13 protein-coding genes are annotated in these 16,122 nt (G+C 33.4%); 6 read left to right on the forward strand and 7 right to left on the reverse strand.

Annotation, left to right across the window (positions count from 1 at the left end; genetic code table 11):
* Positions 1-15 precede the first annotated feature (15 nt).
* From truD to recR, 4 genes are all read right to left on the reverse strand, one after another.
* Positions 16-1,161, reverse strand: a complete 1,146-nt coding sequence (gene truD, locus Q5I06_RS02390) for a tRNA pseudouridine(13) synthase TruD (RefSeq protein ID WP_305516608.1) — start codon at positions 1,159-1,161, stop codon at positions 16-18.
* Positions 1,161-2,189: an alanine racemase gene (locus Q5I06_RS02395; RefSeq protein ID WP_305516609.1), complete on the reverse strand. Its 1,029-nt coding sequence runs from the start codon at positions 2,187-2,189 to the stop codon at positions 1,161-1,163. The genes truD and Q5I06_RS02395 overlap by 1 nt, the downstream gene beginning before the upstream one ends.
* Positions 2,190-2,223: 34 nt before the next feature.
* Positions 2,224-2,538 carry a c-type cytochrome gene (locus Q5I06_RS02400; RefSeq protein WP_305516610.1) on the reverse strand — a complete coding sequence of 105 codons (315 nt, stop codon included), beginning with the start codon at positions 2,536-2,538 and terminating at the stop codon, positions 2,224-2,226.
* Positions 2,539-2,650: 112 nt separating this feature from the next.
* Positions 2,651-3,232 carry a recombination mediator RecR gene (gene recR, locus Q5I06_RS02405; protein ID WP_305516611.1) on the reverse strand — a complete coding sequence of 194 codons (582 nt, stop codon included), beginning with the start codon at positions 3,230-3,232 and terminating at the stop codon, positions 2,651-2,653.
* Between the two features lie 89 nt (positions 3,233-3,321).
* Here recR and dnaJ point away from each other — a divergent pair, with 89 nt between their 5' ends.
* Entirely contained in the window at positions 3,322-4,488 is a 1,167-nt protein-coding gene (gene dnaJ / locus Q5I06_RS02410) for a molecular chaperone DnaJ (protein WP_305516612.1), read from the forward strand.
* A gap of 38 nt (positions 4,489-4,526) precedes the next feature.
* Here dnaJ and dxr read toward each other — a convergent pair whose 3' ends face one another.
* Both dxr and Q5I06_RS02420 read right to left on the reverse strand, forming a co-directional pair.
* On the reverse strand, positions 4,527-5,618 hold the full coding sequence (gene dxr, locus Q5I06_RS02415) for a 1-deoxy-D-xylulose-5-phosphate reductoisomerase (protein WP_305516613.1): 1,092 nt from the start codon (positions 5,616-5,618) through the stop codon (positions 4,527-4,529).
* Positions 5,619-5,628: 10 nt separating this feature from the next.
* On the reverse strand, positions 5,629-6,441 hold the full coding sequence (locus Q5I06_RS02420; RefSeq protein ID WP_305516614.1) for a phosphatidate cytidylyltransferase: 813 nt from the start codon (positions 6,439-6,441) through the stop codon (positions 5,629-5,631).
* Between the two features lie 99 nt (positions 6,442-6,540).
* On the opposite strand from Q5I06_RS02420, the gene mnmG reads away from it, so the two are divergent.
* The 4 genes from mnmG to selD are packed head-to-tail and all read left to right on the forward strand — an operon-like array spanning position 6,541 to position 10,980.
* Positions 6,541-8,439: a tRNA uridine-5-carboxymethylaminomethyl(34) synthesis enzyme MnmG gene (mnmG, locus tag Q5I06_RS02425; RefSeq protein WP_305516615.1), complete on the forward strand. Its 1,899-nt coding sequence runs from the start codon at positions 6,541-6,543 to the stop codon at positions 8,437-8,439.
* Between the two features lie 8 nt (positions 8,440-8,447).
* Positions 8,448-9,602, forward strand: coding sequence for a succinyl-diaminopimelate desuccinylase (dapE, locus tag Q5I06_RS02430; RefSeq protein ID WP_305516616.1), 1,155 nt, complete (start codon positions 8,448-8,450; stop codon positions 9,600-9,602).
* Positions 9,599-9,949: a hypothetical protein gene (locus Q5I06_RS02435; RefSeq protein ID WP_305516617.1), complete on the forward strand. Its 351-nt coding sequence runs from the start codon at positions 9,599-9,601 to the stop codon at positions 9,947-9,949. The genes dapE and Q5I06_RS02435 overlap by 4 nt, the downstream gene beginning before the upstream one ends.
* A gap of 59 nt (positions 9,950-10,008) precedes the next feature.
* Positions 10,009-10,980, forward strand: coding sequence for a selenide, water dikinase SelD (gene selD, locus Q5I06_RS02440; protein WP_305516618.1), 972 nt, complete (start codon positions 10,009-10,011; stop codon positions 10,978-10,980).
* Between the two features lie 22 nt (positions 10,981-11,002).
* Here selD and Q5I06_RS02445 read toward each other — a convergent pair whose 3' ends face one another.
* A complete protein-coding gene (locus Q5I06_RS02445; protein WP_305516619.1) occupies positions 11,003-12,103 on the reverse strand; it encodes a tyrosine-type recombinase/integrase in 1,101 nt (366 codons plus the stop codon).
* Positions 12,104-12,265: 162 nt separating this feature from the next.
* Between Q5I06_RS02445 and Q5I06_RS02450 the strand changes: the two genes are divergently transcribed.
* Positions 12,266-16,122, forward strand: a 3,857-nt coding sequence (locus tag Q5I06_RS02450; protein WP_305516620.1) for a beta strand repeat-containing protein, incomplete at its 3' end; no start/stop codon positions are given.

Genomic DNA, 16,122 nt, shown 5'->3' on the forward strand with positions numbered 1-16,122 from the left:
TATCGCAAAAGAATTTTAATCAATCTTAACATTTCTATGAGCAATCTCCTCAATAAGAGTTGTTGCATAGCTACCCTTAGGTAAGAAAAATTCAAGCTCTAGCCATGCATTTTCTTGAATATAGTTATATTTTAGATTTTCTATCCAAATCCATGCAAAACGTCTTGTACCTGTTGCATGGATAGATTTATCAATAAAACAAGTCTCAATTTCTCCAGCTACTTTTGTAGCATTTAGAACCTTTTTCCCACTGAGTAGTCCTGTAGGGGTGATATTTCGATCAAAAAAACGAGAAATGTCGTTTTGTGTTTCAAGTTCAAAAACTTTTCCATAAGGATAATGGTGCATAATATCGCCCTCAAAGAGTTTAAATAAAGAAGGTTGGTTTTTGATAGATTTGATTTTTGCAATATCAAGTGTTTTTAGATTTTGTATATTTGTTTGTCTGTATTCAGAAAATATATTATCCATACACAGAGCTTGAAGAATTTCTTGAGGTTCAAAAGCTTGGAAAATTTTGCTAATTTTTACTCGAAAATTAAGCCACTGGTTAAATAAAAAACTTTGATATGAGGATATGAGAAAATCACTCATTCTTTTATTTTTTATCTTCAGCTCCCCTCGAACAATTTTTTGACCTTCTAAAAAATTTTCTCCATCTTTCCCAAATCTCTGATAACCAAAATAATTTGGCAAACCATTTTTTTCGATTATTTTAAGAACAGAGTTTATTTTTTCAAAGACGCTTGGTGTGACTTTTTTGAGACGAATAAAAAAGTTATTTCCCTTTAAGTGTCCTATTTTTAATTTATTGTTGTGATAAGTGCAGGAGAGTATTTTAATATTTTTTTCTTCTAAAAGTGGAAGTATGGAATCTAGATTTTGAGTGAATTTTTTATTAATAGAGATATATTGGGAAGTCATCGCATTTTTATCTTTTAGTCCGCTATAACCGATTTCGCTTGATTTGATTCCTAATATACTGGAAAAAATATTAATCATCTCTATGGTGTTCAAACCTTTTTTTCGCACATTGAGTATATGATGCTCACCTTCATTGCTAAAATGATAAAGAGGAACTTCTCTAACAATAAAATCTCTAGGATTTTGTGAAAAATGAAAATCAATCGGCGAGTGGTTGAGTGAGTAGATTTTATTCATTAAATAACAGAACGTTTTATAAAGGGAGATAAGCTAGTGAGAACTTCATAAGGGATTGTATCAAATAATTTGGCTATTGAGGTTGCATCATCAAAAACACAAACTCTTTCAAGGGTGCTTTCGCAAGAAAAACAATCCATTGAAGTCACAGGCAATATGATATAGCCTTCCGCAGTTTTTAATGATGGTTTATTTCCATTAATACGAAACAATCCATCTCCATAGCCTATATCATAAGTGCTAATAATGGTATCTTTTTCTAATACGGTTTTGCCACCATAACCGATTTTAGATCCTTTTTTTAGGGATTGTTCGCAGATTTTATCTGCCCAAAGTGAAGCTATGGGAGTGAGCTTCTTGCTCAAAGGAATATCAAAAGTATTGCTAAGATACCCATATGCAGCGATTCCTATTCTAACTAGATCATCTTCTATTTTATCACTTCTTAGTGTTCCTGAGGAGCTTAGAGAATGAAATCTTGGAATTTTGAAACTCAATTTTTCGGCTAGATATAAAACCTCTTCTTTGACCTCTGAGAAAACTTTTTGAGCGTCTTGAAAAGATTGTTCTGACACATCTCCATACCCATTATGCGCAAATACTCCAAATAGAACTAGTTTCTTTAAGAGTATTTCCTCGATAAAAGTTTGCAATTTTTCTCTGGGGATTCCATTGCGATTCATTCCTGTATTTACCTTGAGTTCTACGCAACGCGATGGCTCAAGTGAATGAATATTATCCATAGAGTTTATGGAAACGTGGATGTTCAATGGAGAATCATTGCAGATACGACCGTATAAAACAGTGATATGTTCAAATAAATGAGCTATTTTTAGAGCTTCAGATTCATTTTTAACAAAAATATTCTTGATACCATAAGCACAAGCTAAGGTGGCGATTTCTTGTAGCCCATGACCATAAGCATTATCTTTCATGACAAGAGCTAGTTTATCTTTATCGCCAATATGTTCAGCGATGAGATCAAGATTATTTTTAAATTTTGTTGAATTTATAAGTATTTCTGACATATTTTATTGGCGGGGATTTCCCCCACCTAACCATTTATTTTTTTGCAGGAAGTTTGCTAATATAATCAGCAAGAACTTCTATATCTGCATCAGAAACGTTTTTCATTTGACTATACATAATTGCTTTTGCGCCACCATTATCAGCGGTTCCAGCTTTGTAACCTTTGAGATCTTTGAGTAGTTTGTCTTTTGGCAAACCAGCGATTGTGATACCACCTTTTGCACCTGGAGCTACTTTTTGTCCATTTGCACCATGACAAGCCATGCATTTTTTGAATGCTGCTGGAGCTTCAGCTGCCATTGCTACGCTCATAGCACCTACTAGTGTTAGAATGAGAAGTTTGTTCATCGTGTCTCCTTTTGTTTTTCTCAATTGCCCAAATTAAGCAACTCAGGTGATCATTGTACAAGCTTTAAGCTTAGACAATCCTAAGATGAAACAAAAATGATAATGCCAAAAATCATAATTTTACTCTACTGCTAAATGCTCTCAAAAGAGATAGTTGATCGATATTTTCAAGTCCAATTCCAGTAGGTACTCCCTGTGCAATTTTGGTAAAAATAATATCAATATCATTTAATTTGTCTTCAATATAAAGCATAATAGCTTCATTTGCAAGAGTGGGAGAAAAAGCAAAAATAATTTCTTTAATTGCACATTTTTGGATATGCTTTTTTAGAGTCTCAAAATCTAAATTTTCAAGATCTTCAATTACTCGATAATAGCCCTTGAAATCTCCAATCTCTTCGATTGTAAAAATATCCTTAGGGTGCAAAACAATGCAAAGTTGTCCATTATTTCGTTCCTCATCCATACAAATTTCGCAGATTTCATCTTCGCTAAGTCCTCCACATAGATTGCATTTACGAATATTATCAATTGCATTTTCTAGTAAATGAGCAATCTTTAATCCTAGATATTTATCACTAACACTTAGGTTATAAGCCATCTTTTGGGCAGATTTTTTCCCTATGCTAGGGGTTTGTTCAAAAGCTTCTATAAGTGAAAAAAAATGATTTAAGCTGTTTTTATAGTTTTTCATAATCAAAATAATATCTCAAGGTATTTTAACAATGAATAAAACTTTTTTGAGATAGAATTACAAATTAAAATTTTGAGATTTGGGAGAGTATGGTTTTGGAAAGTTTTGATTATTATGAAATCTTAGAAGTTAGTCAAACTAGCGATAAAGAAACAATCAAAAAAGCTTATAGAAAAATGGCACTCAAATATCATCCAGATAGAAATCCAGATGATAAAGAAGCTGAGGAAATGTTCAAAAAAATCAACGAAGCTTACGAGGTCTTAAGTGATGAATCCAAACGACAAATTTATGACAGGTATGGCAAACAAGGACTTGAAAATAATGGTTTCAGTGGTTTTAGTGGCAAGGATTTTGGAGATATATTTGGAGATTTAGGCTCTATTTTTGAGTCAGCATTTGGTTCTGGGTTTAACTTTGGAGGCTCTAGGAAAAAAGAATCTAAGAGCAAATTTATACCTGATTATCTTTATAAGCTTGATTTGAGCTTTAGAGAGGCTGTTTTTGGATGTAAGAAAAACATCAAAACCAAATACAAATCTTTTTGCAAAGATTGCAACGGTACGGGTGCAAAAGATGGAAAGATTGAAACTTGTCCAGAATGTCAAGGTAAGGGGCAGGTATTTATGCGTCAAGGTTTTATGACCTTTGCCCAAACTTGTTCAAAATGTAATGGAGAAGGAAGTCTTGCAAAAGAAAAATGTTCAACCTGTCATGCTGAAGGATTTGTTTTTATAGAAGAAGAATTTGAAATCAATGTGCCAGAAGGTGTAGATGATGAAAATAGAATTCGTATTATTGGCAAGGGTAATCAGCAGAAAAATGGATCAAGGGGAGATTTATATATTCTTACCTATGTAGAATCTGACGATTATTTTGTACGCGATGGTATTGATATATATATTGAAGTTCCTGTATTTTTTACTTCAATCCCGCTTGGAGCAAATGTAAAAATTCCATCTTTGAAAGGAGAGCTTGAACTTCGCATTCCGCCAAATTCTGAAGATAGTTCTAGGTTTGTGTTTAAAGGTGAGGGGATTAAGGAGGTCAATAGGAATAATTACGGAAATCTTATAGCAGTGATCAAGATTGTCTATCCAAAGTCTATCAACGAAGAACAAAGAGAGCTTTTGCTAGAACTTCATAATAGTTTTGGCTATGAGAGTGAGCCACACAAAAATCTTTTTGAAGAGTGTTTTGATAGAATCAAAAATTGGTTCAAACCAGAAAATAAGACCAAGAATAAGAAAAATTAGAAATAGCAGTTTGGAATATTTTTTTGGTCGCTTGATTTTTAAATCAAGCTTTTGCTGAATTCTCTAACTTCTTTATCTATTTCTGATATATCATTTTTATTTTGAACTCTATTAACCTCACGATCGAATCTCTCAATACTTTTTAGCACTATGGAACTAATATTGCCAAAATTAATTTTGTGGTTGAGGAAATATTCTACTGCAATTTCATTGCTTGCATTCAATACAATTCCTAATTTTGGATTTTTTATAAGAGATTCTTTTAGTTCCCATAAAGGGTATTTTTTAATATCTATAGGTTCAAATTTTATGGGAGGGATATTCAAAATATCAATACCATCTATCACAGGAGTATTTTTTGCTTGAAGTGTGTCTAGGGCATATGCGATGGGTAGCTTCATATCTGGAGTGGCAAAATGTGCCACCAAGCTTCCATCTAAGAATTCAATCAAGGCGTGTATATTGGAGCTTCTTTCAATATAAGCTTCTATCTCATCGTATCTAAAGAGCCATTTTGCTTCTAGGATTTCAAATAATTTATTCACCATACTTGCAGAATCAATGGTGATTTTTTTCCCCATTTTCCAGTTAGGATGTTTGAGTGCATCTATGGGTTTTTTTGTAGGAATTTCTTTTGATGAAATATCTCTAAATGCTCCGCCACTAGCAGTGATAATGAGTTTTTTAATAGGCCTACTGCCACTTAGATACCATAATCCAAAATGTTCGCTATCAATAGGGATTATCTTACTAGCATCTATCATCCAGCCACCAATAACAAGAGATTCTTTATTTGCTAGTGCAAGTTTTTTATTGTACTTTAAAGCAGTAAGTGTGGGGTCAAGACCTCCAAATCCGACGATAGCATTTACAACCAAAGAAGAGGAAGATTCAGCAATCATCTCGCAAATACCTTCATTTCCGACATAAATTTTTGCACCTTGGGGAGTTAGTTTGTGTATATCTTCTTCGTGGATTATGGCAATCTTTTTTGGTCGATACTTGGCAATTTGAGAGTTTAATAACTCTATATTTCTTCCTGCACTCAAAGATTCCACTTTAATATTAAATTTTTGAGCCATTATGAGCGTATTTACGCCAATGCTTCCTGTGCTTCCTAAAAGTATCACGAAAAATTCCTCAAATCATTATTATGGAGGATTCTTTCCACATTTCTAAAAAATACAACAAAAAGTGCATCATAATAGCTCCAAATAAAATCGCATCTAATCTATCTAAAATACCTCCGTGACCGGGTAAAATTCTTCCACTATCTTTGAGATTTGCATTTCTTTTGAGGTAGCTTTCATATAGATCTCCCAAAATAGCACTGATAGAGATCGCAAAACTAAATACTATTCCAACAATAAAATTTCCTCCTACCCCTATACCAAAGAAACTACCCACCGCAACGGCAACTGCTAAGCCAATAATAGCCCCTTCAAGGGTTTTGTTTGGAGAAGTAGGACTAAAAGGAGTTCGTCCAAATGCTTTTCCTCCAAAATATGCTCCAATATCAGTAAGTGCAACCACTACAACAAGCCATATAATAGCCCTAACTCCAAAATCTTTATACACGGCAAATAACACTAAAAAAGGGATGCTTGGATAAATAAAAGGGAGGATTTGTTTAGGTTCAAAAGATTTTCTATAGCCCAAGTATCCAGCCATTAACATTGCCACAAAAATACTTGATTCTATAGGTCTGCCATTAAGCCCAGCAAATATCCATACAAGAATAGCTAACACATACATCATAAAATGTGATTTGCAACCAAAAAGCTTGATGGATTCAGAAAATCCAATCAAATAAGCAGCCCCTAGAACTGCCCAAACAAGAATGATTTCATTGATCCAAAAAATCAGCACAAGGGCTGCTATAATGATCAATCCAGTGATATAACGTTGTTTTTCTTTGCTAAAGCTATTTGAAAAAAAATCTTTAAAATTCATTTTTGCCTCATCCTTAATATTGTTGATAAATTATAATCTAAAACTGATTAAAGCTTGTTATAATCCTAAAAAATTATTTTTTTAAGGGTAAGAAAAAATATGAAATATGATGTGATCGTGATTGGTGGAGGACATGCTGGGATTGAAGCAAGTCTTGTGAGTGCAAAAATGGGGGCAAAAACCCATCTTTTGACAATTTTGGTAGAGAATATAGGGTTGGCAAGTTGTAATCCTGCTGTAGGGGGACTAGGAAAGGGGCATTTGACAAAAGAGGTGGATGCACTAGGAGGGGCAATAGGGATTATTACGGATAATTGTGGGATACAGTATCGGACTTTAAATGCCTCTAAGGGTCCTGCTGTGAGAGGAACTAGAGCACAGATTGATATGGATAAATACAGAATTTTTGCTAGAAATCTTGTTCTTAATACTCCTAATTTAAGCGTTTCTCAAGAAATTGCAGAAGAACTGATTGTGCAAAATAATAGTGTTGTTGGAGTTAAAACAAGCATTGGAAAGATTTATTATGCAAATAAAATCATTATCACAACAGGAACTTTTCTTAGAGGTTTGGTTCATATAGGGGAGAGCAAGAGTCAAAATGGTAGATTTGGAGAAAATGCTTCAATAGGGCTTTCAAAAAGCCTAGAATCTCTAGGCTTTGAAATGGGAAGACTTAAAACTGGCACTTGTGCAAGGATAGATGGAAAAACGATTGATTTTTCTAAACTTGAGATTCATAACGGAGATTTTCCTGCTCCTAGCTTTAGCTATAAAACTGATGTTAAAAATTTTAATCCAATACAACTTCCCTGTTATGTGACTTATACAAACGAGAAAACGCATCAGCTCATTCGTGATAATTTTCATAGAGCCCCTTTATTTACAGGTCAAATAGAAGGGGTGGGTCCTAGATATTGTCCAAGTATCGAAGACAAAGTTAATCGTTTTGCAGATAGAGAACGTCATCAATTGTTTTTAGAACCTCAAACCATAGAAGCAACAGAATACTATGTGAATGGATTGAGTACTTCTTTGCCTTTTGATATTCAAGAAAAAATCATTGCTTCCATAGAAGGACTTGAAAATGCAAGAATCACTCGCTATGGTTATGCAATCGAATATGATTATGTACAACCTACAGAGCTTTTTCATACACTAGAGACCAAAAAAATTAAAAATCTCTATCTTGCTGGTCAAATCAATGGTACTACAGGATATGAAGAAGCAGCAGCACAAGGCATTATGGCGGGTATCAATGCGGTTTTGAGCTTAAAAAAAGAGAGTGATAGATTTTCTAATTGTTTTGGAGATATGCAAGAGTTTATCTTACGTAGAGATGAAGCCTATATCGGTGTAATGATTGATGATTTGGTAACAAAAGGGACAAAAGAGCCATATAGGGTTTTTACTTCTCGGGCAGAATATCGACTTTTGCTTCGCGAAGATAATGCAATTTTTCGATTAATACCATACGCACATGTTTTAGGGACAATTGAGCAGAAGGATTATGAAAAATTTTCCAAAGATATCAAAAATATTTCAGAAGCGATGGAATTTTTAGAAAATGCCACCCTCACACCTTCAAAAGAAAATCTAGCTTTGCTTGATAGCCTTAATGAGATTCCAATAAATGATAAATGTTCCCCAATGCTTGTAATAGGTAGGGATAGTTTTGATAATGCAAAATTAAAGAAATTTAATCCTATATTTCAGGATTTTAGCGAATTAGCTTTGGATCAAATTCGCATACAATGTAAATATCATAGCTATATTCAAAAACAATATGAGAGTATTTCTAAAATGAATGAAATGCTTGAGGTTCAAATTCCTGAAGGTTTTGTATTTGATGGGATTCCTGGCCTAAGTCTTGAGGTAGTTGAAAAACTTAACAAATTTCGTCCTAAAAGCTTATTTAATGCTTCTCAAATTAGTGGGATAACCCCTGCAAGTTTGGATGTATTGCATCTGTATATTCACTTGCGAAAATCTTGTTAAGGAAGCAAATGTATCCAAATGTATGTGAATTTTTATCTCACCTCATAAGCTATCCTAGCGTTACACCAAAAGAATGTGGTATCTATGATTTTATTCAATCACAACTACCAGATTTTGAGGTTTTGACAATCCATGAAGGCGATGTAAAAAATATATTTTTATTCAAACATTTTAAAGTAGGGGAGGGGAAGCCATTACATTTATGTTTTGCTGGACATATAGATGTTGTTCCACCTGGAGATGGATGGGAGTACGATCCGTTTAAATCTACTTTAAAAGATGGGTATCTCTATGGAAGAGGTGCGCAAGATATGAAGAGTGGTGTGAGTGCTTTTATATGTGCAATAAGAGATTTTGCTACTACTTATTCATCTGCTCAAGCAAAACAATCTCTTATTATTTCTGTATTGCTAACAAGCGATGAAGAAGGTCCGGGTATTTATGGAACTAAGGTTGTTTTAGAAACTTTAAAGAAGCGAAATTTGCTTCCAGATATGGCTATTGTTGCTGAACCAACTTGCAGCATGAAGATAGGAGATACGATCAAGATTGGGAGACGTGGTTCTATCAATGGAGTGATAAATATACAAGGTATTCAAGGTCATGTTGCCTATCCTGAAAAATGTTCTAATCCAATTGAACTACTAGGTGATAAACTAGGCTTAATAGCGGGTATAGAGCTAGATGATGGAGATGAGCATTTTTCTCCTAGTAAGCTTGTAGTAACCGATATAAGAGGTGGAATACAAGCAGTCAATGTAACCCCGGCAAACCTTAAAATGATGTTTAATATCAGAAATTCTACTCGCACAAATATCACTGATGTAGAAACTTATATTAAGAAAATCCTAAATGGACTCAAATACGATCTTGAACTTAAGCAAAGTTCTATGCCATTTATTACAAGTAGCAATTCAAAGATCGCTAAAGTTTTATCCAGTGTTGTTGTAGAAATTTGCTCCATAACGCCAAGTTTTAGCACAAGTGGAGGAACAAGTGATGCTCGTTATTTTAGTAGTTTTGGGGTAGAGGTTGTAGAATTTGGGGTATTAAATGATAGAATTCACTCAGCTAATGAATGTGTAAAAATCGAAGATTTAAGAATTTTATATGAAGTATTTTTAAAAACAATCCATTGTTTTAATCAAGGAGTAAATAAATGAAAAATAAAACTATACTTTTGAAATCAGATAAAATAGGAGAGGGTGATTTGGGCAGTATTGTTGCAAATGGTTTTATAGCAATCACCAAAATGCCCAAAGAAATCTTACCTAAAAAAATTGTCTTTCTTAATCGTGGAGTGCTACTTAGCACTGAAAATTCGATCGTGCAAAATGCTAATATTATTTCCTCTTTAAAAATTTTAGAAGGATTTGGAGTACAGATACTTTCTTGCGAAACTTGTCTTGTGCATTTTGACTTAAAAGATAAGGTTCTTGTGGGTAAAATCAGTAACGCACTTGATGTAATGAAAGATATGCTCTGCAATGAAGGTACAATCTCACTATAAGGAAGGATATGAACAAAAAATTGACAAAATTTGTTCGTTGTGCGGGTTGAGCTGCTAAAGTGGGTCTGGAAGATCTCAAACAAATCACAGCCAATCTCAAACAACCTGATTATAAAAATCTTTTGCTAGATTTTAAAAACAACGATGATTGTGGTATTTTTCGTTTAGATAATAACACTCTCTTAGTTCAAAGTGTGGATTTTATCACGCCTATTGTAGATGATGCTTATATTTATGGACGAATTGCTGCAGCAAATTCTCTGAGTGATATATTTGCCAAAGGGGCAAAAGCTATCAGTGCTATGAGTATTCTGATGTGGGATAAAGAACATTTAGATACTCAAGATATTAATGCAATCTTGCAGGGTTCTTTAGATACATTGATTGAATGTGAATGTGCGTTATTAGGGGGGCATAGTATAAATGATACAGAACAAAAATATGGATTATCTGTAAGCGGTATCATTAAAGATAATATTTTTTGGCGCAACAATACTGCAAAAATTGGTGATGTGATTATTCTTACCAAGCCTATTGGAAGTGGGATACTTACTACAGCATTTAAAAATGATGAGTTGGAATTTGCCACGAATTTAGATGTGGTTTCTAGCATGATGACTTTAAATCTAAATACTGCTATGTGTGCAAAAAAATATCCTCTCAGTGCTTGTACGGATGTAACAGGATATGGACTTATAGGACATTTATGCGAAATGGTGAATAAGGATATTTCTATATGTTTGCATTATGATAAGATTTTATTTTTTGAAAATGCTATAACACTCGCTGATAAGGGTGTTGTTCCAGGAGGGAGTTATGAGAATAAAAAGGCATTAGAACATAGGGTAAAAAATACAACCAAATATAATGATATTATTTGCTATGATGCTCAGACTTCAGGAGGATTGCTTATAGCTATGGATGAAAAAAATGCACAAAAACTTGTCTATGAACTTCGCAATGAAGGAATACAAGCGAGTATAATTGCAGAAGTTGTTATAAAAAGTGAATATGATGTTTATTTGAAATGATATTAACTATAATTTTCTTGTCTTAATCTTCTGGAATATCTTCCATATCTTTTGGAATATCTTCCATTGTGTTCGCAGCCTCTAGTAGTCGCTTTTTGTCAAAATGTGTGTAAATACGCGTTGTATTTAGATCAGCATGTCCAAGTGCCTCTTGAACAAGAACTAAATCTTGATGTTTTTGATAGAGTAGGGTAGCAAAAGAATGTCGTAACATATGTGCTCCATTTTTTTCTTTTCTGATTCCAGCACTCATTAAAATATTTTCAACATTTTTGTAGATATAAGCTTGAGAGAGAGCTGCTCCTTTTTGATTACAAAAAAGTAGATTATTTTCAATATCTTTGATAGTATTGCGAATACTTAGCCAGTCTTTCAGAAGAATCTCTATATTTTTTTTACGAATCATCACCATACGATATTTATCTCCCTTACCTCTGATACTTAAAAGATATACATCATTTTCTAAGGTTATGTCTTTTAATCTTAGATTGAGTGCTTCACTCACGCGAATTCCAGTATAGATAATCATCTTGATAATTAAGCGGTTTCTTGAAGCAATTTTTGGGGACATTTTAAAACATTCTATGCCACGAAAAAATTTTTCTAGCTCTGATTCATTCATATAGGTCGGGAGTTTTTGACCAGATTTGCCTCTGGTGCCACCAATGTTTTTAAGTTCTATATTATAAACATATGAAATGCCTGTATTGTCACGATTTTGTTTGTCAATATACCCAAAAAGACCTATGAGTGCAATACGATAGTTTTTCTTACTCGCGACGCTTAAGTTGCTCGTATATATGGTTAAAAAATCAATCAGAGATTCTTCGTCTATTTCTTTCATTGAGGTAAAAATATTCTTACTTACAAAATGCTCATAAAGTTTAATAACAGGAGATGCGTAAGTTCCAATGCCTATTAATCCAGCATTTCTGACATTTTTGCATATAGTCTCTAATTCTGAAATATTTTTAATCTTGTCTATTTTAAATAGAGCATCTCGGACGCATTCTTTGTCTTTTACATTGCGATTAGAAAGTGTGGTTATTTTATGTCTAATAAACCTGGAACACCAAAACAATAAATCGTTTGCAAAACCTTCAGCCTCTAAGGAGTATCTCATTATTTGCCTTTTAAATTATATTTAGTTATGAAAACCATAATTTTCAAACTATATGTATTTAACCGCGATACATCTAAGTATCTAAACCATTATATGAAGTTTACTTTTTTGTGCTACACTTCCGCCCCCGAAAAGACAACTAAAATTAAACAAGGAAATCCTGTGAGAAATATAACGTATAAAACCAAATTAATGCCTTATGATGTACAAAATTCAGTAATGCCCCCCCCCCCATCGTCTTTATTTAAAAGTCCTTTTTCAAAGGATTTTGATAAACTTTTAGATTTAAACAATAAAAAAATTCAAAAAAAAACTTTTATTCCAATTATTTCTTTAGTTTTATCTAGTTTTTTTCTTTCTTTTAGTGGAGAACTCAGAGCAACTACATTTGGAAATTCTAACTGTACATTTGATTCAGAATCTGCTTGTATAGGTGGAAATTACTCTGGAGGCGGACTAACCCTCTCAGGAAGTGGCGACAATAGAACTTTAAAGCTAAGTGGTGGTTTTTGGAGTGGTTCAAGTTCAATAAAATCTATGAATGTATATAAAAGTATCTTGAATACAGGTTCAGGTAAAGATGATTTTTATTACGCTAGTGGATCAACTGTCAATGCTTCTCTTAAAGATTCTGTATGGAATGGAGATATTGAGAATTCTGATAACAACTTTGGTGGAGTTTCTAGCTTTAGTTTCAGTGGAAATTATACAGGAGATAGCAATGCAAGTTTGAAAGGTTATGCTTTTGTGGGGAATGTTAGTAGCCGCCTCGCCAAAATGAAAATGACCTTTAGTGATGGTGCCATATGGAAAGGTGGAATAAGAAAAAATTACAAAGACAATAAAGAACAAGGAGCTATGCTTGAAGCTACCTTTGATTCTGGCTCTAAGTGGTTAACCACTTTATCCCCCTCATATGGAAATATAGATGCCACTTTTACTAACAATTCTTCTATAGTAGGAAGCATAACAAATCGCACAGGAGAGCAGTGGAATTGGAGTTTAGATAATTCTAGCATAGATGCTAATATAAAATTAACAGATAATTCTAATTTTATATTTACTCTTAAAAATCAATCAAATATGAAGAAAGATATAGAAATCGATTCTGGATATTTAAGTATCACTTCAGAGAGCAACTCTACAATAGATGGTAATATAAAAGCAACAGGTGGCACTTCTAATATTGTTTTAAACTCAAGTTCTTTTGCAGGCACTATAACCACTTCAGGAGGCAGTATCACACAAGGCAAATTAGGTGGCACACTCACATTGAACGCAGAGTCTAATTCCATTATTGGCAAATCTGCTAATTCTAGTTCAAATGAGCTATTTGCAAGATGGGGAAGCATTGCTGTTAATTTGGATAATTCTACTATGTACGGAAGGATGACTTGGCGAGATGGAACTCTCAATGCTACTTTTAAAAACCATTCCCAATTCATAGGAGATATTGGTGGTGGCATTACACCAAGTACTGTAGATCCTGATTTAAAAAATACTGTTAGTAATGTTACATTTGTTGATTCTTCTATGAAGGGAAATATCGTACTTAAAAGCAAATTAGTATCAAAAATCAACCCTACGACCCTAAATAATGAATTAAAGGTTTCGTTTTCTGGAAATTCCTCCTTTGAAGGTACTGTTAGCACTGATAGCACCGCAGGGACTAATTTAAAAGCAGGAAAAGTTACCTTGGATGCTTCCTTTGATAACACAACTCTTAATATAAAATCTATTTCAGCTACTTCTGCTAGTAGCGACTCTACGCTTAATTTTAAAAATATTTCTAATGCCAAAATAGGAAATATCTCTTTTAATAATGGCACAATAACAGGTGATTTTTCTTCCTCCTCTTTGGGTGATATTATCAACACTTCTCAAAATTCCTCTTTGTCTTTAAAAAATACGCAAGGACAAAGCTATGGAAATATTGGAACAAGTTCTCTTGCATATAATGGAAGTTTATTTGCAAATTTTGATTTTACAGATAATGAAAATTCTAAAACTACTATAGGAAATATTTATCTTGGTTCTAATTCTAAGGCAGATATTTCTTTTAACTTTTCTGTTTCAGATGACAATAATATTATCAACAACAAGCAATCCAATGCAAAAATTACTGGAGGAAATGCCTCTTCTTCTTTTAGTTTTTCTAATATTGGCACCTTATCTTTAAAAACAGATATATTAGACAGCATTACTGATAACACAGGGATTGTTCTAAGTAATATCAAAGGAAACCTTTCTCTCTCTAAGACTAACGTTATCTTAGCCCCCTCCTCTACTGACACATCAACTCCTGATAACACTTCTAGTTTTTCTTTAAGTAAGGCTAATACCTCCTTAGCATTAAATGCAACCTTTGGAAATGCTATGTTGGAAGATAGTGCAAATAGGACTCCTAATATTGTTGCTAATGATTCAAATATTTTTTATACTCTCACAAATACTGCTTCTAGCACCACAAATGCAGAATATGTAAAAGGGAAATCTTCTAATGGAAATATTGGTTATGTGGGAGATAATATTGAAAAACATATCAATTTTGTTTTTACAGAAGGTACCTTTGATAATAAAACAAGTGGTTATACAGGAACTATAAGAGGTGGAACAGCAAATTCTACCTATGGATTTTATAATGCAGGTTCTCTTAATGTTTCTCAAATCACCGATTATTTAGGAACACTCAATCTTTACAATACATTGCTAGTGGATGTGATTGGAAAGACCATTGAAACCAAAGCAGCAGATGGAACTGTCACTTCTACACCCAAAGATGTTTCTATTTCGTTAGATTATTCTAAAAATTCCAATCCTTACGGACTAGGGATTGTAGGAATTGGAAAGCATAACATAACTTTTAACTTCACTGACAATAGTAATGCTATTAAGTTTGGAGGTACTCTTCTAGGAGGAACCACTGATAAAATAGCAGGAAGCAACAATACTGATAATCAAATCACTATTTACGGTTTAGAGGGAGTTGAAAACAAACAAAGTGATTCTAACAACTCTTTAGTTGAACTTTTACATAATGCCGGAGTGATCGGAATTAATGCGGTTGATGGTATTAAAAACTCAAATGGAACTACGGATTCTTTTACTGATTCAAAATCTCAAGCTCATATTTCAGGTTATAAGGATGTTAAGAGTACTGATAAAAATATTATTACTAAAGGCACTACCTTTAAATTCTTAAATACCACTTTTAACTCTGATCTCAAAGAAAGTGATTATGCTTTGGATTTGACCTTCACTTCAGCAGAAGTTGCCAATGAAGCTAATATTAAAAATGCCAATAACGATCCAAGTTCCCCAGTTTTTAACCCTAACACCTCGATTCCTTTAGTGGCTTCTTCTTTTAATGGAGAGTATATTGATTTAGGTAGTAATATTTATGATAATAACCTCTCTTTTTTGGGACAAGGTTCTATTACTAATAAGTCTAATTTGCTTAATGTTACACTAGGAAGTGGCAAAACGAATATAGTAGCAATAGATACGAATTCTACTTTGGTTCTAACAAATACCGATAAAGTAGCAACTAATTCAAGTTTAAAACTTTCTAATACTTCTTTGATAGGCGATTGGAATAATGGAGGGAGCTTTATCTTTGGGGATAATGTTCTTTTAAATGCGGATGGAACATCTTCGCTTGTGAATTCGAAATTCTATGGAAGGCTTTCTAGTAACAACAATTCTGCTTTGAGTGTAATCTTAAATCACAATTCACTCCTATCTAGCTCTGATTCAAATGTAAAAAACTCATATCAAGGAAAATTGAAAAGCACTCCCTCAGGAAGCATAACTTCAATTTTTGATGTTCCTACAATTAATTTTTCTAATACTGATAGCTCCAAAAACAAACTGATTTTAGATAATCCAGGTGGAGTTTTAAAACTCACAGGGCTTAGCAAGACAGTAAGCCTCTCTAGTGATTCTACCCTCACCTCAAAGAATACAAGCATCATTGGGGATATTTATGGAAATAGTTTTCAAACTAGTGCTAATGGTAA

It is taken from the genome of Helicobacter cappadocius (assembly GCF_030688855.1).
GTDB lineage: Bacteria > Campylobacterota > Campylobacteria > Campylobacterales > Helicobacteraceae > Helicobacter_J > Helicobacter_J cappadocius.

Excerpts from the sequence above, each read along its gene's own strand:
- truD (WP_305516608.1), bottom strand. The coding sequence starts at position 1,161 with ATGAATAAAATCTACTCACTCAACCACTCGCCGATTGATTTTCATTTT.
- Q5I06_RS02395 (WP_305516609.1), bottom strand. The coding sequence starts at position 2,189 with ATGTCAGAAATACTTATAAATTCAACAAAATTTAAAAATAATCTTGAT.
- Q5I06_RS02400 (WP_305516610.1), bottom strand. The coding sequence starts at position 2,538 with ATGAACAAACTTCTCATTCTAACACTAGTAGGTGCTATGAGCGTAGCA.
- recR (WP_305516611.1), bottom strand. The coding sequence starts at position 3,232 with ATGAAAAACTATAAAAACAGCTTAAATCATTTTTTTTCACTTATAGAA.
- dnaJ (WP_305516612.1), top strand. The coding sequence starts at position 3,322 with ATGGTTTTGGAAAGTTTTGATTATTATGAAATCTTAGAAGTTAGTCAA.
- Q5I06_RS02420 (WP_305516614.1), bottom strand. The coding sequence starts at position 6,441 with ATGAATTTTAAAGATTTTTTTTCAAATAGCTTTAGCAAAGAAAAACAA.
- mnmG (WP_305516615.1), top strand. The coding sequence starts at position 6,541 with ATGAAATATGATGTGATCGTGATTGGTGGAGGACATGCTGGGATTGAA.
- dapE (WP_305516616.1), top strand. The coding sequence starts at position 8,448 with ATGTATCCAAATGTATGTGAATTTTTATCTCACCTCATAAGCTATCCT.
- Q5I06_RS02435 (WP_305516617.1), top strand. The coding sequence starts at position 9,599 with ATGAAAAATAAAACTATACTTTTGAAATCAGATAAAATAGGAGAGGGT.
- Q5I06_RS02445 (WP_305516619.1), bottom strand. The coding sequence starts at position 12,103 with ATGAGATACTCCTTAGAGGCTGAAGGTTTTGCAAACGATTTATTGTTT.